This window comes from Streptomyces atratus, from assembly GCF_040655115.1.
Lineage (GTDB): Bacteria > Actinomycetota > Actinomycetes > Streptomycetales > Streptomycetaceae > Streptomyces > Streptomyces atratus_D.
The window spans coordinates 88,748-108,568 of record NZ_JBFAJH010000008.1 but is presented as its reverse complement, the minus strand read 5'-3'; the positions used below and the strand labels follow the sequence as shown (position 1 = coordinate 108,568).

Below are 19,821 nucleotides of genomic sequence, written 5' to 3'. Positions count from 1 at the left end.
CGTCACATGCCTCCGGCGCCGGACATTCCCTCGTGGCAGGCACTGTCGGCGCTCGCGCAGTTCACCGAGCCGTAGGCACCGACGCCGATGGCGGCGAAGTTGCTGAGGCTCTCGGTGCCCGGCACGAAATAGCCGCTGTGACCGTTGGCGTCGCCCGCCGAGACGACACGCGCGCCGAAACTCCGGTCCACCGGATCGGCCCCGTGGCCGAGCCCGCCGACCTCCATGTTCGGTACGTCCTCGATCCAGTCGTTGCGGTCCCGCATCGCCCAGACGGCGGCCGAGGTGTGCAGCTGAGCGGCGCGCTCCACCCGCATGCCGGGGCTGCCCGCGACCGCGATGTCGGTGACCCGGGACGGCAGTTCGTCCGCGGCGACACCGCAGAGCACGGACCCGTAGCTGTGGCAGAACAGCGAGACCTTTGACGTGCCGGGCAGGGCACCGACGAGCGCACCCAGCCGGACCGCGCCGCGTTCGGCGAGGTTTCCCATGGCCGCGTCCATGCCGATGCCGGCGGGCGCGGTGTAGTCGGCCCAGGCGATGACGGCGGTCCGGGTGCCGGGGCGGGCGGCGCGCTCGGCCGCGTACAGCGACTTCGCCATGCCGACGGGGGCGGCGTTGACCTTCGGCCCGGTCCGTTCCAGCGTCAGCAGGTTGGTGTCGACACCGGGCACGACGATCGAGATCCGCTCGGCCTTCTCCAGGTCACCGAACACCTCGGCGGCCCGGCCCTTCCCTGACGGGTCGAAGGCCAGGAAACGCCGGCCGTGGGCGAGCATCGACTGGAAGCGCTCCATCCGGCGCAGCGCGTCGGCGCGGCCGTCCGGGGAGAGCCTGACGTCGTGCAAGCGTCGCCGTTCGACCGCCCGCGCCTGAACCAGGGCCCGCCGGTTGGCGTGGTAGCGCAGGGTGACCGGGGCGCCGTTCAGATTGCCGACGACCAGCGGGTACGTGTCGGCGAGCGCGGTCCGCTGCGTCGCGGTGAGCGTGGCGAAGAACTGGGTCAGCCGGTGCGGAGGTGCATCGGCGTCCGGCAGCGGGTGACCCGCTATGCGCCCCCGCGCCCAGGAGGCGAGTGAGATGTCGCGTGGCTCGTGGGAGGGTTGGTGACGTACGGCTGTCCAGCCGGTGGTCGCCAGCATCACGAACACGACCGCGACGGCGAGCAGCGCGCGCCATGCGGTGAGTGTGGGGGAGGAGTCGAAGGAAGTCACTCCGGCCCACATTAGGAGACGCGCGACGACCACTGTGAAGCGGGTGACGCACATCACTCCGCTGTGGGGAATTGAGAGGGGCTTCCCTCACGCTCCGTGCGCGCCTCCCGTACGCTCCGAGTGGATTTCGCGCCGCTCCCGCCTCGCACGAGCCGGTCGTGGTAGGGCAGTTGTGAAGTCCGTCATGTTCCGGTACGAGGCGTTCGGCACATGGGAGGGCGGAGCTGTCCGGCGGAAGGCGCCGCGGTCACGAGTTCGACCGGCGTACGCCAGTTCCCCGCGAGCGCCGGACCCAGTTGGTCCAGATAGTTCTCGGTCAGTGCGCGCAGCGACTCCACACTCGTGTCCCGCCCCTGCCCCCACAGCTGCCCGGTCACCCGCATCACCCCGGAGAACGCGGCGACGGCGACCCGCGGCCGCGGATCCGTCCGGACATCGAGGCCCTCGCGCCCGGCGATCACCTCGGCGATCTCGGTCTCCAGGCCGATGGTGCGCCCGAGGTGGGCCGCGAGCAGGGAAGGGGTCGACTCGATCATCCGGTAGGTACGCATGTGGAGCTCGACGGTGACGATCTCCTCGATCGCCTCACCGATATTGCTCCAGGTGCACAGGACCGCGCTGCGCATCGCCTCGAAGGGGGCTTCCGTGGCGGGCCGTTGACGCAACTCGGAGAGGAAACGCGACTCCACCATCTCCTGGACGGCGAAGGCGGTCTCCTCCTTGCCGGTGAAATAGCGGAAGAAGGTGCGCTGGGAGACCTCGACGGCGTCGACGATCTCGTCGACGGTGGTCTCGTCGTACCCCTGGGTGGTGAAGAGATCGAGGGCGGCGTGCAACAGGGCGTCCCGTGTGCGTCGCTTCCTGCGTTCGCGCAGCCCGGTCGGTTGCTCTGCGACGCGCCGGCCATCGGTCACTGAGCGGTCCTCTCTCGGTCTCTTTGTTCAGCTCAGGAGGCCTGTGAGCTAAATGACGGTTACCAGCTTGTGAAATGGTTTATAAACTGTCAGTGACTGACATTAATGTCCCCGGCATGACTAGTCAGACCACTGCAGAAAAGGCGGCGCGGGAGCCGCAGGGCACCCCTGCTCCCGCCCCGGCCAAGGGCCTGCGCGGCCACCCCTGGCTGACACTCTTCTCCGTGGCCATCGGCGTGATGATGGTCGCGCTCGACGGCACGATCGTCGCGATCGCCAACCCCGCCATCCAGCGGGAGCTGGGCGCCTCGCTCGCCGACGTCCAGTGGATCACCAACGGCTACATGCTCGCCCTCGCGGTCTCCCTGATCACCGCGGGCAAGCTCGGTGACCGGTTCGGCCACCGCCAGACCTTCCTGATCGGTGTCGTCGGCTTCGCCGCGGCATCGGGAGCCATCGGTTTCTCCGGCAGCGTGGCCCTGGTCATCACGTTCCGGGTGCTGCAGGGCCTCTTCGGCGCCCTGCTGATGCCGGCCGCGCTCGGCCTGCTGCGCGCCACGTTCCCGGCCGAGAAGCTGAACATGGCGATCGGTATCTGGGGCATGGTCATCGGTGCCTCGACGGCGGGCGGTCCGATCCTCGGCGGTGTCCTCGTCGAGCACGTCAGCTGGCAGTCCGTCTTCTTCGTCAACGTACCGGTCGGAGCGACCGCGCTCCTGCTCGGCCTGGTGATCCTCAAGGACCACCGCGCCGAGAACGCGCCGAGCTCCTTCGACATCGGCGGCATCGTGCTGCTGTCGCAGGCGATGTTCTGTCTGATCTGGGCGCTCATCAAGGGTGCCGAGTGGGGCTGGGGCGACTTCAGGACGCTCGGCTTCCTGGGGGCGGCCGTGGCCCTGTTCGTGGTGTTCGCCCTCTTCCAGAAGAACGTCAGGGAACCGCTGATCCCGCTGGCGATGTTCCGCTCGGTGCCGCTGTCCGCGGGTGTGGTCCTGATGGTGCTCATGGCGTTCGCCTTCATGGGCGGACTGTTCTTCGTCACCTTCTACCTGCAGAACGTGCACGGCATGAAGGCCGTCGACGCGGGTCTGCACCTGCTGCCGCTGACCGGGATGATGATCGTCGGCTCCCCGCTCGCGGGTTTTCTGATCACCAAGCTCGGCCCCCGCGTCCCGCTCGTCGGCGGCATGGTGTGCACCGCCGTCGCCACGTTCGGGATGTCCCAGCTGGACACCGGTACCGGCACGCTGACGTTGTCCCTCTGGTTCGGTCTGCTCGGCCTCGGCCTCGCCCCGGTGATGGTCGGCGCCACCGAGGTCATCGTGGGCAACGCCCCGATGGAGCTCTCCGGTGTCGCGGGCGGTCTGCAGCAGGCCGCCATGCAGGTCGGCGGGAGCCTCGGCACGGCGGTGCTGGGTGCGGTCATGGCCTCGCAGGTCGACTCGAAGCTCGCTGACAACTGGGCGGCCGCGGAGCTTCCGCCGCTCTCGCCGCAGCAGCTGGACCAGGCGTCCTCGGCCGTCGAGGTCGGGATCCCGCCGGTGGCATCCGGCACTCCGGGGCCGGTCGCGGAGAAGATCACGAGCGTCGCGCATGACACGTTCGTGTCGGGCATGAGCACGGCGTTCATGGTCGCGTGCGTGGTCGCGGTGATCGCCGCGCTGGTCGCCACGCTCACCAAGCGCGGTGCGAATGCGGAGGCGGGCGCGGGCGCGGGCCACATCTGACCCCGACGCAGGCCTGCGCCGGCTCCTGGCGCCGATGGCGCGCGAGCGTCAACACAGCGCGTACGACAGCCCCGCCGGACCCTTCCGGCGGGGCTGTCGCCTATCCGGGTGGTCCGGCCCTGCGCCCCTTCCCGCGGCGGTGCCCCGCAGGTCAGGGTGCATGCAAGTGATCCACACCACCACGGGGGTTGATTGATATGCGTACGACTGTGCTTGCCGCCGCACTGGCCGCCACCGCGCTCATCCCGCAGGCCGTACAGGCCTCACAGGCCGCACCGGCCACACAGAACACCCAGGCCACGCGCACCACGCCGGCTCCAAAGGCCGCGCCGGTCAGGCTCGGAACGTGCGGGGCGGGTCAGCTCTGTCTCTGGGAGAAGCCGGGCTTCACCGGCGCCCGGCAGATCCATGAGCTGTCCACCATCGACATCGAGAGCTGTGTCCCGCTGCCACCGGCCGGCAAGGTCCAGGCGCTCGCCAACCGCACCGGCCGCCCTGTCACCACCTACCAGTCGGCGGAGTGCGCCGAGACCGGCGAGTTCGAGACCTATCCGGGCGGCGGCACCTGGGTGCCGCAGTCCCCGTACCAGGTCAGGGCCTTCAAGGTCTGGGAGAACTGACGCCGAAGGGCGACGGACCACGAGGTCCGCCGCCCTTCGGAGCTGTCCGGTCGTGCCTACGCGTCGCCGCCGGCCGCGCCCGGTTCGGCCGCGGTCACGTCCAGGAGTTCGTACCGGTCGATCGCCTGCTTCAGCAGCGAACGGTCGACCCGGCCCTCCTTCGCGAGCTCGGTGAGCACCGCGAGGACGATCGACTGCGCGTCGATGTGGAAGTACCGGCGGGCCGCGCCACGCGTGTCCGCGAATCCGAAGCCGTCCGCACCCAGCGACTGGTACGCACCGGGAACCCAGCGCGCGATCTGGTCCGGTACGGAACGCATCCAGTCCGAGACCGCCACGAACGGGCCCTCGGAGCCGGCGAGCTTCCGGGTCACGTACGGGACGCGCTGCTCCTCCTCCGGGTGCAGCAGGTTGTACCGCTCCACCTCGACGGCCTCGCGGCGCAGTTCGTTCCAGGAGGTCGCCGACCAGACGTCCGCCTTCACGTTCCACTCGTCGGCGAGGATCCGCTGCGCCTCGACCGCCCACGGGACCGCCACACCGGACGCCATGATCTGGGCCGGGATCACGCCCTTCTCGCCGCTCCTGAAGCGGTAGACGCCCTTGAGGATGCCGTCGACGTCCACGTTCTCCGGCTCGGCCGGGTGCTGGATCGGCTCGTTGTAGACGGTGAGGTAGTAGAAGACGTCCTCATTCTCCTCGGGGGTCCCGCCGTACATCCTGCGCAGACCGTCCTTGACGATGTGCGCGATCTCGTACCCGAACGCCGGGTCGTAGGCGACACAGCCCGGGTTCGTCGAGGCGAGCAACTGCGAGTGGCCGTCCGCGTGCTGCAGACCCTCACCGGTCAGCGTCGTACGACCGGCGGTCGCACCCAGCACGAAGCCGCGCGCGAGCTGGTCGGCCATCTGCCAGAACTGGTCACCGGTGCGCTGGAAACCGAACATCGAGTAGAAGACGTACACCGGGATCAGCGGCTCGCCGTGCGTGGCGTACGCCGAACCCGCGGCGATCAGCGACGCCGTGCAGCCCGCCTCGGAGATGCCGTCGTGCAGCATCTGACCGGTCGGCGACTCCTTGTACGCGAGCAGCAGGTCACGGTCCACCGCCTCGTACTGCTGGCCCAGCGGGTTGTAGATCTTCGCGCTCGGGAAGAACGCGTCCATGCCGAAGGTGCGGTACTCGTCGGGCGCGATCAGCACGAAACGCTTGCCAATCTCCTTGTCCCGCATGAGGTCCTTCAGGATGCGGACGAACGCCATGGTCGTGGCGATCGACTGCTGACCCGAACCCTTCTTCGCGGTCGCGTACGTCTTGTCCTCGGGGAGGACCAGCGGCTTCGCGCGCACCACGCGGGTCGGGACATAGCCGCCCAGACCCTTGCGGCGATCGTGCATGTACTGGATCTCTTCCGAGTCGCGGCCCGGGTGGTAGTACGGCGGGTAGCCCTCGTCCAGCTGCTTGTCCGTGATCGGGATGTGCAGTCGGTCGCGGAACCGCTTGAGGTCCTCGACCGTGAGCTTCTTCATCTGGTGGGTCGCGTTGCGGCCCTCGAAGTTCGGGCCCAGGGTCCAGCCCTTGACCGTCTGCGCGAGGATCACCGTCGGCTGGCCCTTGTGGGCCTTGGCCGCCGCGTACGCCGCGTAGACCTTCCTGTGGTCGTGGCCGCCGCGCCCCAGGTGCAGGATCTGGTCGTCGGTCATGTCCTTGACCATGTCGCGCAGTCGCGGGTCGTCCCCGAAGAAGTGCTGACGGATGTACGCGCCCGACTCGGTGGCGTACGTCTGGAACTGGCCGTCCGGCGTGGTGTTCAGCCTGTTGACCAGGATGCCCGTGCGGTCCTGCGCCAGCAGCGGGTCCCAGGAGCGGTCCCAGACCAGCTTGATGACGTTCCAGCCGGCGCCGCGGAACTGAGACTCCAGCTCCTGGATGATCTTGCCGTTGCCACGCACCGGGCCGTCGAGGCGCTGCAGGTTGCAGTTGACCACGAAGGTCAGGTTGTCCAGGCCCTCGCGGGCGGCGATGGAGAGCTGGCCCAGCGACTCGGGCTCGTCCATCTCGCCGTCGCCCAGGTAGGCCCAGACGTGGGACCGGGAGGTGTCGGCGATGCCGCGCGCCTCCATGTAGCGGTTCATCCGCGCCTGGTAGATCGCGCCGAGCGGGCCGAGACCCATCGAGACGGTGGGGAACTCCCAGAAGTCCGGCATGAGCCGCGGGTGCGGGTAGCTGGACAGGCCGTTCGGCGCCTTCGACTTCTCCTGGCGGAAGGCGTCGAGCTGCGCCTCGTTCAGCCGGTCGAGCAGGAAGGCGCGGGCGTAGATACCGGGGGACGCGTGTCCCTGGAAGAAGATCTGGTCGCCGCCGAGACCGTCGTCCTTGCCCCGGAAGAAGTGGTTGAAGCCCACGTCGTACAGCGAGGCGGAGGAGGCGAACGTGGCGATGTGCCCGCCGACGCCGATGCCCGGGCGCTGGGCGCGCGACACCATCACGGCCGCGTTCCAGCGGGTCGCGTTGAGGATCTTGCGCTCGATCTCCTCGTCGCCGGGGAAGAACGGCTCGTCCTTCGTGGCGATCGTGTTCACGTAGTCCGTACTGCGCATCTCCGGCACGGCGACGCGCTTCTCGCGCGCGCGCTCGATGAGCCGGAGCATCAGGTAGCGGGCACGCTCACGGCCGCGCTCGTCGACGGCGGCGTCGAGGGAGTCGAGCCATTCCTGGGTCTCTTCGGGATCGAAGTCCGGGACCTGGCTCGGAAGGCCGCCAATGATGATCGGGTTGCGATCGGATCCGGAAGCCACGCTGTTCCTTCGCTGTTCGGTGGTGCTCTACGGGGCCTGGTTACGGGAGGCATGCCCCCGGGATGTATGCATGTGCGCCAGCACCATCGTGTACCGCGACGACGCTTACGTCATCTCTACCGAGGGGTAACCGCCAGGTGGATCGGACATCATGTCCGGTGCGCCGGGGCGGTCCGGACAGACGGGTTGGATCAAACCGCAACCATACGCCCAACCCGTCCAAGCGTTCCCAAAGGCTGTTCGACTCCGATTGGCGGACCGAAACGGCATAAGCTGTGGAAGGACGTAAAGGGTGTGGACGGCCGTGTGGAGCCCAGTCAGGGACCTGCCGATCGTCCGGCGACGTGGCAGGGAACGTCACCGTTTAGGCGGTCTCGCACGCTGGGTACTTGCGCGATCCGCCGCGCCCGTGTGGACTACGGCCAACGCCCCGCGCACGCGCGTGGCTGAAGCATTTTCCGAAACATGATCAGGAGGCAACCCGTGAGCGCGACCGCGGACCACGCGGAGGAACGGACCAACTCGGCTGCACGGCTGGGGTTCGAGCCCGGACAGGTGGTCCAGGAGATCGGCTACGACGACGACGTCGAGCAGGAGCTCCGTGAGGGCATTGAGGCCACTACCGGCCAGGAACTCGTCGATGAGGACTACGACGACGTCGCTGACGTCGTTCTGCTGTGGTTCCGCGACGAGGACGGCGACCTTACGGACGCGCTGGTGGATGCCATTGGTCTGATCGACGAAGGCGGTGTGATCTGGCTGATGACGCCGAAGACCGGCCGCGAAGGCTACGTCGAACCGAGCGATATCAACGAGGCCGGCCAGACAGCCGGTCTTTCCCAGACCAAGAGCATCAATGCGGGCAAGGACTGGACGGGCAGCCGTCTGGTCACCCCGAAGTCGGCCAAAGCCAGGCGCTGAACCGCACTCACCACGAGGCCCCCGCCGGTCGTGCACCGGCGGGGGCCTTCGTATGCCCGTACACGTGTCCCTCGCCCGCGTACATCCCTGTTCGCAGGGGAGCCGAGGTGGCTGCGTAGGGTGGAGTCCACCCGGACAGCCCAGCCCGGTGAAGCAGCGAAGGGACACGTTTCCATGGCGATCGAGGTCGGTACCCAGGCCCCGGATTTCGAGCTGAAGGACAACCACGGCCGGACCGTGAAGCTCTCCGACTTCCGCGGGGAGAAGAACGTGGTGCTGCTGTTCTACCCGTTCGCCTTCACCGGCGTCTGCACGGGCGAGCTCTGCGCCCTCCGTGACGAGCTGCCGAAGTTCGAGAACGACGACACGCAGCTGCTGGCCGTCTCCAACGACTCCATCCACACCCTGCGCGTCTTCGCCGAGCAGGAAGGCCTCGAGTACCCGCTGGTCTCGGACTTCTGGCCGCACGGCGCGGCCTCACGGGCGTACGGCGTCTTCGACGAGGAGAAGGGCTGCGCGGTGCGCGGCACCTTCATCATCGACAAGGAGGGCGTGGTGCGCTGGACCGTCGTCAACGGCCTGCCCGACGCGCGCGACCTGAACGACTACATCAAGGCCCTCGACGCGATCTGAGCCGGTTCCGGACGATCCCGCGTCGGTGATCCGGACGATCTCCCGGCGCCCCCCGGCCAAAAGCCTGTTTTGGCCGGGAACCGGTCACTAGGATCCACTCGTTGATCCGATGCCAACGCAACGTGGAGGCGCCGGCAGTCGTCGGCCCCCAAGAAACCAATGGGAGGACTCGTGGGAGTCAGCCTCAGCAAGGGCGGCAACGTCTCGCTGACCAAGGCCGCGCCCAACCTGACCGCCGTCGTCGTCGGTCTGGGCTGGGATGCCCGTACCACCACCGGTGGAGACTTCGACCTCGACGCCAGCGCGCTGCTGACCAACGCCGAGGGCAAGGTCGGCAGCGACGGGAATTTTGTCTTCTTCAACAACCTCAAGAGCCCCGACGGCTCCGTCGAACACACCGGTGACAACCTCACCGGTGAGGGCGAGGGCGACGACGAGGTCATCAAGGTGAATCTGGCCGGAGTCCCGGCCGACGTCGACAAGATCGTCTTCCCGGTCTCGATCTACGAGGCCGAGACCCGCCAGCAGAGCTTCGGCCAGGTGCGCAACGCGTACATCCGCGTGGTGAACCAGGCGGACAACACCGAGCTCGCGCGGTACGACCTGAGCGAGGACGCCTCGACGGAGACCGCCATGGTCTTCGGCGAGCTGTACCGCAACGGCGCCGAGTGGAAGTTCCGTGCCATCGGCCAGGGCTACGCCTCGGGTCTGCGCGGCATCGCGCAGGACTTCGGCGTCAACGTCTGAGTACGGCCCAGAGGGCGCGACCGGGCCGTTCCTGAGAAGGCACAGCCCGAGCCGCGCCCGGGAGGTGTCCGGCCATGACCGCCGTACACCCTCCAGCACGTCCCCGTCCGGCGCCGCACCCAGTGCGGCGCCGGACGCGCTCAACAGACGGTTCATCGACTCGGGGAGGACTCACATCATGGGCGTCACACTCGCCAAGGGAGGCAATGTCTCCCTCTCCAAGGCCGCACCCAACCTCACCCAGGTGCTCGTCGGCCTCGGCTGGGACGCACGATCCACCACGGGCGCCGACTTCGACCTCGACGCCAGCGCGCTGCTGTGCCAGTCGGGCCGGGTGCTCGGCGACGAATGGTTCGTCTTCTACAACAACCTCACGAGCCCGGACGGCTCCGTGGAACACACGGGCGACAACCTCACCGGTGAGGGCGAGGGCGACGACGAGTCGGTCATCGTGAACCTCAACCAGGTCCCCGCCCACTGCGACAAGATCGTTTTTCCGGTCTCGATCCATGAGGCCGACAATCGCGGCCAGACTTTCGGCCAGGTCAGCAACGCGTTCATTCGCGTGGTGAACCAGGCGGACGGCCAGGAACTCGCGCGCTACGACCTGAGCGAGGACGCCTCCACGGAGACCGCGATGATCTTCGGAGAGCTTTACCGGTACAACGGCGAGTGGAAGTTCCGTGCAGTGGGACAGGGGTACGCGTCGGGGCTGCGGGGCATCGCTCTAGACTTTGGGGTCAACGTTTCGTAAAGCCGCGCACGGCGCGGGGGAGCCCCGTACACATCCGGGGGAGACCCGTACATACATGATGGGGTAGCCAGTGCTTCTGAAAACCTTCGGCTGGTCGTTCGCGATTACCGCGCTCGGCCTGGTCGCAGCGGTGCTCTACGGGGGGTGGGAAGCGTTCGGTGTGGTCGCGATTCTTTCCGTCCTCGAGATCTCGCTGTCCTTCGACAATGCGGTGGTCAACGCCGGAATCCTGAAGAAGATGAATGCCTTCTGGCAGAAGATCTTCCTCACGGTCGGTGTGCTCATCGCGGTCTTCGGTATGCGGCTGGTCTTCCCCGTCGTGATCGTGGCCATCACCGCCAAGATCGGGCCCATCGAGGCGGTCGATCTCTCGTTCAGCCAGCCCGAGCGCTACCAGGAACTGGTCACGGACGCCCACCCGGCGATCGCCGCCTTCGGTGGCATGTTCCTTCTGATGATCTTCCTCGACTTCATTTTCGAGGACCGTGACATCCAGTGGCTGCGCTGGATCGAGCGTCCGCTCGCCAAGCTCGGCAAGGTCGACATGCTGTCGGTCTGCATCGCGCTCATCGTGCTGCTGATCTCGGCCATGACCTTCGCGTCCCAGGCGCACCAGCATGGCGGGGCGCACGCGGACAAGGCGGAGACCGTCCTGCTCGCGGGTGTCGCGGGTCTGATCACGTACCTCATCGTCGGCGGTCTCTCCGGCTACTTCGAGAACAAGCTGGAGGAAGAGGAGGAGCGCGATCACGAGGCCGAGGAAGAGGCCAGGAAGACCGGCAAGAAGCTGTCCGCGGTGGCTCTGTCCGGCAAGGCCGCGTTCTTCATGTTCCTCTACCTCGAGGTCCTCGACGCGTCCTTCTCGTTCGACGGTGTCATCGGTGCCTTCGCCATCACCAACGAGATCGTGCTGATGGCCCTCGGCCTCGGCATCGGCGCCATGTACGTCCGGTCGCTCACGGTCTACCTGGTCCGCCAGGGCACCCTGGACGACTACGTCTACCTGGAGCACGGCGCGCACTACGCCATCGGCGCGCTGTCCGTCATCCTTCTCGTCACCATCCAGTACCAGATCAACGAGATCATCACCGGTCTCGTCGGCGTCGTGCTGATCGGCTGGTCCTTCTGGTCCTCCGTCCGGCGTAACAAGGCGCTGGAGGCCGGGGGCGGCGACGACTCGGATTCCAGGGCGGAAGTCCCGTCCGGGGTGTGACCCGGTAGGGATTGAGGAACGCTCTCAGCGGGGCGGTCCGTACGGCGACGGTTCTCGGGGAACACCCGGACCCGGCCCGGGGGCCGCCCCGCAGTGATGCGTGCGGGGCCTGGGCACTACCGAGACGTGTGGGGGTTGGGGATGGCGTTCTGGGACAGCCTGTGGCCGGGGCGGGAAGCACAGTTCGAGTCGGGCAACGCGGCGACCAACTCCATCGTGCTGTCCAAACGGCACGCCACGGTCTCCCTCACCAAACAGGGCGCGCTGACCGGCAACCTGCGGGTCAACCTCTCCTGGCGGATGCGTACGTCCGACATCGAGGGCAGGTCGCGGCAGAGCGGGCGGCTGCTGCGGCCGTTCAAGCTCTTCCAGCCCGATGTGGTCCAGGCACACACCCAGGGTGTGGTCAACGTCGACCTGGACCTGGGCTGCATGTACGAGCTGAAGGACGGCACCAAGGGTGTGGTGCAGCCGCTCGGCAACCTGATCGGCGACCTGAACGCGCCGCCGTACATCAGGCTCAGCGGGGACGACCGGTTCGGGGCGCCGTCGGGGGAGACCGTGTACGTCAACCTCGACCAGCGGGACCAGATCAAGCGGCTGCTGTTCTTCGTCTACATCTACGACCAGACGCCGGCCTTCGACCGTACGCACGCCAAGGTGACGCTCTACCCGGGCAACGGCCCGCGGATCGAGATCGAGCTCGACGAGCGGGCCCCGCAGGCGCGCTCGTGCGCCGTGTTCACCGTGGAGAACATCAAGGACGAGCTGATCGTGCGGCGCGAGGTGAAGTTCGTCTACGGCTTCCAGTCGGAGCTGGACCGGCTGTACGGCTGGGGAATGCAGTGGGGGCGCGGCTACAAGTCCCGGGCCTGAGCGGGCGCCTGCCGCCGCGGCGCCGCGGCGGTCAGGAGCGGACGAACTGGGGGCCCTGCGGCGGCAGGACGAAATTCGGGTCCGGGGCGGGCGCGGCGGCGGCTGCGGGCTGCGGATAGCCGTATGCGGGCCGCGCGGCGGGCGGCTGCGGGTAGCCGTAGGCGGGCTGCGGAGCGGGCGCGGCCGCTGTGGGCTGCGGGTAGCCGTACGCCGGCTGGGCGGCCGGGGCGGCTGCGGGCTGCGGGTAGCCGTACGTGGGCTGCTGGTGCTGGACCGTGGCCTGCGAGTCGGGAACGGGTGCCGGGGGAGACATGGGGGCGACCGCCGGCACAGCCGGGGCCGGATCGGGCTCGGCCGCGGCCTCCGCCTCGTCGACCGAGATGCCGAAGGCGGTCGCGAGCCCGACCAGTCCGGTCGGGTAGCCCTGACCGACCGCCCGGAATTTCCAGCCATCGCCGCGCCGGTAGAGCTCACCGCAGATGATCGCGGTCTCCTCGCCGGTCTCCGGGCGTACATCGAAGACGGCGAGCGGGTCGCCGCCCGCCGACGCCGCGTCGTAGAGGAGGATGCGGAGATCGCGGACCTGCTGGAAGGCGGCCCCGTCGGAGGACGCGGCGATGACCACCTGTTCGACCGACGGATCGAGCGCGCCCAGATCGGCCTCGATGGTGTCGGTGAGCCCCTCGGCGACACTGCGCTTCGGCAGCCGTCGTACCAGACCGGAGGGGTGCCGGGGCTGGTTGTAGAAGACGAAGTCCTCGTCGGAGCGCACACGGCCTCCGGCGCCGAGAAGCAGGGCGGAGGCGTCCACATCGGGCACCCCGGCGCCCGGGGTCCAGCGCAGCACGGCCCGTACGGCCATGGCGTCGAGGGGGACGTTCGAGCCCTTCAGCATCGCGTGCGTCATGGCGGTCATCCTGCCTGCTGGCTGCCCGCGCAGACAACGCGGGGGCCCGACCCATGTCTCGGCAGTGCGTCGGAACCACGTCCTCCGGGCCTTGTGGACCCGTCGGGAAATGGACGAGTTACCCGAAGTTCACGCACATGGGGAACTGCCGACACCCGTCCATACGTACTATTACCGGCCACACGTCGTCCGGCCGGCCCAGCAGTTACGGGGGAATCACATGCGTCATTTCGGGCACATCTCGCCCGCTGCGCGGGAAGGCCTGTTCTTTCGGCAGCCGTGCCAATTCGGTGCGGACTCCCCCGCCCGGATGCTGTCGGCTGCCCTGGGCGCCACCCTCTACTCCCCGGCAACCCGGCCGCGGCTCGCCGACGACGTCCTCAAGCAGGCCGGGCGCGGTGTCGTCTCGATGGTGCTGTGCCTGGAGGACTCCATCGACGACTCCGAGGTGTCGGACGCCGAGGAGAACCTGGTCAGGCAGTTCCGCGACCTCGCCGCGCACGGCGCCGAGGTGCCGCTGCTCTTCATCCGGGTCCGCGAACCGGAGCAGATGACGGACCTGGTGCAGCGGCTCGGCAGCTCCATCCGATTGTTGTCCGGTTTTGTACTTCCCAAGTTCACGGAAGAGCGCGGCATTCCGTTCATGGAGGCGCTCACCAAGGCCGAGACGGCCGGGGGACAACGCCTGTTCGCGATGCCCGTTCTCGAATCGCCCGAGCTGCTGCACCTGGAGAGCCGCGCGGCGACGCTCCAGGGAATCGCCCGCACCGTCCACACGTACCGGGACCGGGTGCTCGCCCTGCGGCTCGGGGTCACCGACTTCTGCTCGGCGTACGGACTGCGCAGGGCGCCCGACATGACGGCGTACGACGTCCAGCTCGTCGCCGCGGTCATAGCCGACGTGGTCAATGTGCTGGGCCGGGCGGACGGCACGGGCTTCACGATCACCGGACCGGTGTGGGAGTACTTCCGGCTCCAGGAGCGCATGTTCAAGCCGCAGCTGCGCCGCAGCCCCTTCCTGGAGGGCCGGGCCGAGGAGCTGCGCACGGCACTGATCGAGCACGACCTGGACGGGCTGCTGCGGGAGATCGAGCTCGACCGGGCCAACGGGCTGCTCGGCAAGACCTGCATCCATCCGTCGCACGTCGCGCCGGTGCACGCACTGTCCGTGGTCAGCCACGAGGAGTTCAGCGACGCACAGGACATCCTGCGGCCGGAGCGGGGCGGTGGCGGGGTGCTGCGCTCGGCGTACACGAACAAGATGAATGAAGTGAAGCCGCACCGCGCCTGGGCCGAGCGCACCCTGCAACGGGCCGAGGTCTTCGGCGTGGCGAAGGAAGACGTCGGCTTCGTGGATCTGCTGGCCGCGGGGCTCGCGGAATGAGCGCGTCTCGATGAGCGAGCGCGCAGCAAGGAAAGAGACGGCGAACGTGGTGTGGTCGGGTAGCTGGGTGGCGGAGCGACTGGGCGTCGAGCTCGTCGGCAACGGGAAGCCCGAAGGCGACGGCGAGCTCCGGGAGCTGCTGGGCCTCGCCCTGCGCCGCAACCCCAAGCGGGCCCATCTGCTCGTCTCCAATGTGCTGGGCAAGCATGTGCCGCAGCGGCCCTCCGTGGTGTACGGCGCGGGGTTCGAGCTCGGCCTGCGCGTGCGTGAGCTCCTCGGGGAGGCGGAGGCCCGCCGGGCGGTGGTGCTCGGGTATGCGGAGACGGCCACCGGCCTCGGCCACGCGGTCGCCGACGGGCTGGGCGTGGCCCCGTACCTCCACTCGACGCGGCGTCCGGTCGAGGGCGTGGCCAGGGCGGGCGGCTTCGAGGAGTCGCACTCGCACGCGACGTCCCATCTGCTGCTGCCCGAGGACCCCGCCTTGCTGGCGCGCGGGAGCGGGGCGCCGCTCGTGCTGGTGGACGACGAGTTCTCCACGGGCAACACCGTGCTCAATACGATCCGCGCGCTGCACGAGCTCTACCCGCGCGACCGCTACGTCATCGTGGCACTGGTGGACATGCGGTCGGCGGCCGACCGCGAACGGCTGACCGGGTTCGCCGCCGAGATCGGCGCCCGCGTCGACCTGGTGGCCAGGGGTACCGGTACGGTCCGCCTCCCGGACGGCGTCCTGGAGAAGGGGCAGGCCCTGGTCGCCGCCCACGAGCCGGAACGGGAACCCGCCCGGGCCGGCGCGGCAGGGGCCGGCAGCCCGTGCACCCGGGTGGAGCTGGAGTGGCCGGCCGGTGTGCCCGACGGCGGGCGGCACGGCTTCACCCCCACCCACCGTGAGACGCTCGAATCGGCCCTTCCCGCGATGGCCGCCCGCATCGTCGGCGCCCTGGGCGGTGAAGCCCGCCGCATACTCGTCCTCGGCTTCGAGGAGCTGATGTACGCACCGCTCCGGCTGGGCACCGCTCTGGAGGAGCACACCGACGCCGAGGTGCGTTACTCGACCACCACACGGTCCCCCGTCCTCGCCGTGAACGACCCCGGCTACGCGATACGCAGCCGGCTGGTCTTCCCGGCCCACGACAACCCGGCCGACGGCCCCGGCGCGCGCTACGCGTACAACGTCGCGGACGCCGGGTTCGACGCCGTGGTCGTTGTTGTCGACTCCGCCGCCGACACCCCGGAACTGCACGCCCCGGACGGCCTGCTGGCGGAACTCGCCGCGCACACCTCCCACGTCCTGCTGGCCGTCGTCCCCTCGTACGTCCCGTCGTCCGCACCGTCCACCGCCCCCGAACGGCAGGCACCCCCCATGCTGTCCGAGCCCCTCCGCGGCCCAGCCTTCTCCTCCTACGCGCCGGACGAAGTCGGCTGGCTGCTCCAGGACCTCTCGGACACCGAGCTGGAGGCGCCCACAGAGGAGCGCGAGGAGGCGATACAGAGCGGCGGCGCGCACTACGCCGAGTCGCTGCCCGTCGAGTACCAGCCGTCCGCCGCGTACCAGGACCTGTTCAAGGCTGCCCTGGATCTGTCGGCGGCCCGCATCGCACGGGCCGTCGGAACCGTCACCGAGACGGTCCTCGCCGAGCGCACCCCCCGCCCCGTCCTGGTCTCCCTCGCGCGGGCCGGCACCCCGGTCGGCGTGCTGATGCGCCGCTGGGCCCGGCACCGTCACGGGCTCGATCTGCCGCACTACGCCGTCTCCATCGTGCGCGGCCGGGGCATCGACGCGAACGCCCTGCGCTGGCTGGCCGCCCACCACGACCCCGCCGACGTCGTCTTCGTCGACGGCTGGACCGGCAAGGGTGCCATCACCCGCGAACTGGCCGCCGCACTCGAAGAGTTCGACGGATTCGACCCCGAGATAGCGGTCCTCGCCGACCCGGGCGGCTGCGTCCGTACCTACGGGACCCGCGAGGACTTCCTCATCCCGTCCGCCTGCCTCAACTCCACCGTCTCCGGGCTGATCTCCCGTACCGTCCTGCGGGCCGACCTGGTCGGCACCCATGACTTCCACGGCGCGAAGTTCTACCGCGAGCTCGCGGAAGCCGATGTGTCCGGTCACTTCCTCGACACCGTCGCCGCCCACTTCGACGAGGTCGGCAACGCCGTGGACGCCGAGGTCAAGGAGCTGCTCACGGCCGACCGCGCCCCCACCTGGGAGGGCTGGGCAGCCGTCGAGCGCATCAGCGAGGAGTACGGCATCCATGATGTGAACCTGGTCAAGCCGGGTGTCGGCGAGACCACCCGCGTACTGCTGCGACGCGTCCCCTGGAAGATCCTCGCCAAGCGCGGCGCCGGTGCCGACCTCGAACACATACGGCTGCTGGCCGAGCAGCGCGGCGTGCCGGTCGAGGAGGTCGACGATCTCCCGTACACCTGCGTCGGACTGATCCACCCGAAGTACACCCGCGGAGCGACGGGCGCGGACGGCAAGGCGGTGGCGTCACAGTGACCTACCCGGCCACTACGACCACCCCGACCACTCCGACCACCCCTGTGACACTGGTTGCCAGCGACCTCGACCGCACCCTCATCTATTCGACGGCGGCACTCCAGCTCGCCATGCCGGACGCGGACGCCCCCCGGCTGCTCTGCGTCGAGGTGTACGGGAACAAGCCGCTCTCCTACATGACGGAGACGGCCGCCGTACTCGTCGACGAACTGGCCCGCACCACGGTCTTCGTACCCACGACCACCCGTACCCGCGAGCAGTACCACCGCATCCAGTTCCCTGGTCCCGCACCGAAGTTCGCCATCTGCGCCAACGGGGGACACCTCCTGGTCGACGGCGTCTCCGATCCCGACTGGCAGGACGCGGTGGCCCGCCGGCTCGCCGACGAGTGCGCCTCGCTCGCCGAGGTCCGTGCCCACCTCGTGGCCGCCGCCGACCCCGCCTGGCTGCTGAAGGAACGAGTCGCCGAGGACCTCTTCGCCTATCTCGTCGTCGAACGCTCGCTGCTGCCCACGGACTGGCTGCACGAGCTGGCCGAGTGGGCGGGGCCCCGCGGCTGGACCGTGTCCCTCCAGGGCCGCAAGATCTACGCCGTGCCCAAGCCGCTCACCAAGAGCGCCGCGATGCACGAGGTCGCCCTCCGCGCCGGCGCCACGCTCACCCTCGCCGCCGGCGACTCGCTCCTCGACGCCGATCTGCTGCTCGCCGCCGACCTCGCCTGGCGTCCGGGCCACGGCGAACTCGCCGACACCGACTGGAGTGCCCCGCATGTCGACGTCCTGACGGAACGTGGTGTGGCGGCGGGCGAGGAGATCCTCCGCCGGTTCATTCGGGCTTCCGTTCCCCGGCACGGTCTCTGAATCCTGCGCGGCCGTCGCCGAACGGCTGCACAGTGCGCGGAGAAACACGTCGACGCGATCTTCGACAAGCTCGGACCGACAGGGAACAGTGGCCGGCAGCCGACGCGTTCTCGCCGTACAACCGGTACGCGGGGACCTGACCAGCCTGCCCGGCAGGCACGAAGAGAGTCTGCGATGAGCAAGGGAAACGAAACCAAGATCACGGACGAGTTGTACGCGTACATGCTGGCGCACAACCCGCCGCTCGACGCGGTGCAGCGTGAGCTCGTCGAGACGACATACGCGCGCCTTCCCGATCAGGCCGCCATGCAGTCCGCCGAGGAGCAGGGGCCACTGCTCGCCTTCCTCGTACGGCTGACCGGGGCCCGGCACATCGTCGAGGTCGGGACATTCACCGGGTTCTCCGCCCTGGCCATGGCGCAGGCGCTGCCGGCCGACGGGCGGCTGATCGCCTGCGACATCTCGGAGGAGTGGACCGCCTACGGCCGGGAGGCGTGGGCGAAGGCAGGCGTCGCCGACCGGATCGAGCTGCGCATCGCCCCCGCGCTCGACACGCTGAGGGCGATGCCGTCCGAGCCGCACATCGATCTCGCCTATCTGGACGCGGACAAGGGCAACTACATCCCGTACTGGGAGGAGCTGGTGCCCCGCATGCGGCAGGGCGGCCTCGTCGTCGCCGACAACGTGCTGTTCCACGGCGGCGTGACCGATCCGCAGGCGACCGGCGGGGCGGCGGCGATCAAGGAGTTCAACGAGCATGTGGCCGCTGATCCGCGGATGGACAGCGTGATGCTCACCGTGGCGGACGGGCTGACACTCTCCCGCAGGAGGTAGCGCCGCCCGCCCGCCGGGCCGAGCCGGCCGCCGGCGCGGCCGGGTCAGCCGCAGCAACCCCCACCGCAGCAGCCTCCGCCGCCACCGCCGCCCGACGGGGCGGCGGGCGCGGACTTGGCCGAACCCCCGCCCACAGCCACGGTGGAGAGGAGCTTCACGGTGTCCTCGTGCCCGGCGGGGCAGGAGGCAGGGGCCGAGGACTCGGCCATCGGACGACTGAGTTCGAACGTGTCTCCGCAGGAGCGGCAGCGGTACTCGTAACGAGGCATGACCCCAGGCTAACCGGCGGCGCCGGCCGGCAGCGGTATCCGGCAACAGGACCTGGGGACGGTAGGGGGAGGGCGCACCGCCCCGACGGCACCGCTCCTACGACCGGGCAATCGGCATGGACTGCCGCCGACGGCGGCGCAGCTCCTGAGCTGCCTGTTCGGGATGGCGGGCCTGCCAGTACGGGTTGTCGTGCGGGAGCCCGCCACTGACCCGCCCGTACATCCCGAACATCATCAGCATCAGCCCGACGACAAAGCTGAACAGCACGTTCTGCAGGTGGAAGGCCAGGAAGTTGTAGTCCGTGTCGAGCAGCGCGAGATTGATGAAGCCACTGAGGATGAACGCGATCCCGAGGACCATGTTGAGCGTCGAGGCGAAGTTTCCGCCGATCACCATTCCGGTGAACAGGAGCAGGCCGACGCAGATGGACAGGACGCTGAGCGCGCCGTTGGTGTTCAGGCCCGCGACGGTGGCGCCACCCGTGTCGAAGAAGCCGATCTTGTCGATGAGCCCCAGGATGCCGAAGGCGAGCAGCACCAGCCCCATCAGCCCTGCCCCGACGCGGTAGACGCTGCTGAGCCGGTGATCGACCGGGAGATGTTCGTCGAGCCGGGCCATTCTGCCGGGTCCTGCCGGCCCTCGC

General features: G+C 69.0%; 18 protein-coding genes. 12 read left to right on the top strand and 6 right to left on the bottom strand.

Annotated elements, in window-relative coordinates; all coding sequences use genetic code 11:
- Positions 1–2: 2 nt before the first annotated feature.
- Positions 3–1,214 (bottom strand): alpha/beta hydrolase, encoded by a 1,212-nt coding sequence (locus tag AB0I23_RS12480; protein WP_359109191.1) that lies wholly within the window; start codon positions 1,212–1,214, stop codon positions 3–5.
- Between the two features lie 182 nt (positions 1,215–1,396).
- A complete protein-coding gene (locus tag AB0I23_RS12475) occupies positions 1,397–2,128 on the bottom strand; it encodes a TetR/AcrR family transcriptional regulator (RefSeq protein ID WP_359109190.1) in 732 nt (243 codons plus the stop codon).
- 116 nt (positions 2,129–2,244) lie between these two features.
- Between AB0I23_RS12475 and AB0I23_RS12470 the strand changes: the two genes are divergently transcribed.
- Complete coding sequence (locus tag AB0I23_RS12470; RefSeq protein WP_359109189.1) at positions 2,245–3,855, top strand: MFS transporter; 1,611 nt, start codon at positions 2,245–2,247, stop codon at positions 3,853–3,855.
- A 197-nt stretch (positions 3,856–4,052) separates the two neighbouring features.
- Positions 4,053–4,475: a peptidase inhibitor family I36 protein gene (locus AB0I23_RS12465; RefSeq protein WP_359109188.1), complete on the top strand. Its 423-nt coding sequence runs from the start codon at positions 4,053–4,055 to the stop codon at positions 4,473–4,475.
- A 56-nt stretch (positions 4,476–4,531) separates the two neighbouring features.
- Here the strand turns inward: AB0I23_RS12465 and aceE are convergent, their stop codons facing one another.
- The gene (aceE, locus tag AB0I23_RS12460) at positions 4,532–7,273 is read right to left on the bottom strand and encodes a pyruvate dehydrogenase (acetyl-transferring), homodimeric type (RefSeq protein ID WP_359109187.1); all 2,742 of its coding nucleotides are present in this window, start codon (positions 7,271–7,273) and stop codon (positions 4,532–4,534) included.
- A 483-nt stretch (positions 7,274–7,756) separates the two neighbouring features.
- Here aceE and AB0I23_RS12455 point away from each other — a divergent pair, with 483 nt between their 5' ends.
- From AB0I23_RS12455 to AB0I23_RS12430, 6 genes are all read left to right on the top strand, one after another.
- The gene (locus AB0I23_RS12455) at positions 7,757–8,194 is read left to right on the top strand and encodes a DUF3052 domain-containing protein (protein ID WP_037696857.1); all 438 of its coding nucleotides are present in this window, start codon (positions 7,757–7,759) and stop codon (positions 8,192–8,194) included.
- A 174-nt stretch (positions 8,195–8,368) separates the two neighbouring features.
- Positions 8,369–8,827, top strand: a complete 459-nt coding sequence (locus AB0I23_RS12450) for a peroxiredoxin (protein ID WP_359109186.1) — start codon at positions 8,369–8,371, stop codon at positions 8,825–8,827.
- 171 nt (positions 8,828–8,998) lie between these two features.
- Positions 8,999–9,574: a TerD family protein gene (locus AB0I23_RS12445; RefSeq protein ID WP_359109185.1), complete on the top strand. Its 576-nt coding sequence runs from the start codon at positions 8,999–9,001 to the stop codon at positions 9,572–9,574.
- A gap of 178 nt (positions 9,575–9,752) precedes the next feature.
- Positions 9,753–10,328: a TerD family protein gene (locus AB0I23_RS12440; RefSeq protein ID WP_266986046.1), complete on the top strand. Its 576-nt coding sequence runs from the start codon at positions 9,753–9,755 to the stop codon at positions 10,326–10,328.
- Between the two features lie 70 nt (positions 10,329–10,398).
- The gene (locus AB0I23_RS12435; protein ID WP_359109184.1) at positions 10,399–11,541 is read left to right on the top strand and encodes a DUF475 domain-containing protein; all 1,143 of its coding nucleotides are present in this window, start codon (positions 10,399–10,401) and stop codon (positions 11,539–11,541) included.
- A gap of 141 nt (positions 11,542–11,682) precedes the next feature.
- The gene (locus AB0I23_RS12430) at positions 11,683–12,417 is read left to right on the top strand and encodes a TerD family protein (protein WP_359109183.1); all 735 of its coding nucleotides are present in this window, start codon (positions 11,683–11,685) and stop codon (positions 12,415–12,417) included.
- Positions 12,418–12,448: 31 nt separating this feature from the next.
- Here AB0I23_RS12430 and AB0I23_RS12425 read toward each other — a convergent pair whose 3' ends face one another.
- Complete coding sequence (locus AB0I23_RS12425; protein WP_359109182.1) at positions 12,449–13,324, bottom strand: TerD family protein; 876 nt, start codon at positions 13,322–13,324, stop codon at positions 12,449–12,451.
- A gap of 220 nt (positions 13,325–13,544) precedes the next feature.
- Between AB0I23_RS12425 and AB0I23_RS12420 the strand changes: the two genes are divergently transcribed.
- The 4 genes from AB0I23_RS12420 (at position 13,545) to AB0I23_RS12405 (ending at position 18,908) form a co-directional block, all read left to right on the top strand.
- Positions 13,545–14,708, top strand: coding sequence for an HpcH/HpaI aldolase/citrate lyase family protein (locus AB0I23_RS12420; RefSeq protein ID WP_359109181.1), 1,164 nt, complete (start codon positions 13,545–13,547; stop codon positions 14,706–14,708).
- 10 nt (positions 14,709–14,718) lie between these two features.
- Positions 14,719–17,214 carry a phosphoribosyltransferase gene (locus tag AB0I23_RS12415; RefSeq protein WP_359109180.1) on the top strand — a complete coding sequence of 832 codons (2,496 nt, stop codon included), beginning with the start codon at positions 14,719–14,721 and terminating at the stop codon, positions 17,212–17,214.
- A 44-nt stretch (positions 17,215–17,258) separates the two neighbouring features.
- Entirely contained in the window at positions 17,259–18,074 is an 816-nt protein-coding gene (locus AB0I23_RS12410; RefSeq protein ID WP_359109179.1) for an HAD family hydrolase, read from the top strand.
- A gap of 174 nt (positions 18,075–18,248) precedes the next feature.
- Positions 18,249–18,908 (top strand): O-methyltransferase, encoded by a 660-nt coding sequence (locus AB0I23_RS12405; protein ID WP_359109178.1) that lies wholly within the window; start codon positions 18,249–18,251, stop codon positions 18,906–18,908.
- Positions 18,909–18,952: 44 nt separating this feature from the next.
- Here AB0I23_RS12405 and AB0I23_RS12400 read toward each other — a convergent pair whose 3' ends face one another.
- Together AB0I23_RS12400 and AB0I23_RS12395 are read right to left on the bottom strand one after the other, a co-directional pair.
- Positions 18,953–19,177, bottom strand: coding sequence for an FmdB family zinc ribbon protein (locus AB0I23_RS12400; RefSeq protein WP_327246529.1), 225 nt, complete (start codon positions 19,175–19,177; stop codon positions 18,953–18,955).
- Positions 19,178–19,274: 97 nt separating this feature from the next.
- Entirely contained in the window at positions 19,275–19,796 is a 522-nt protein-coding gene (locus tag AB0I23_RS12395) for a DUF4383 domain-containing protein (protein ID WP_266990752.1), read from the bottom strand.
- Between the last annotated feature and the right edge of the window lie 25 nt (positions 19,797–19,821).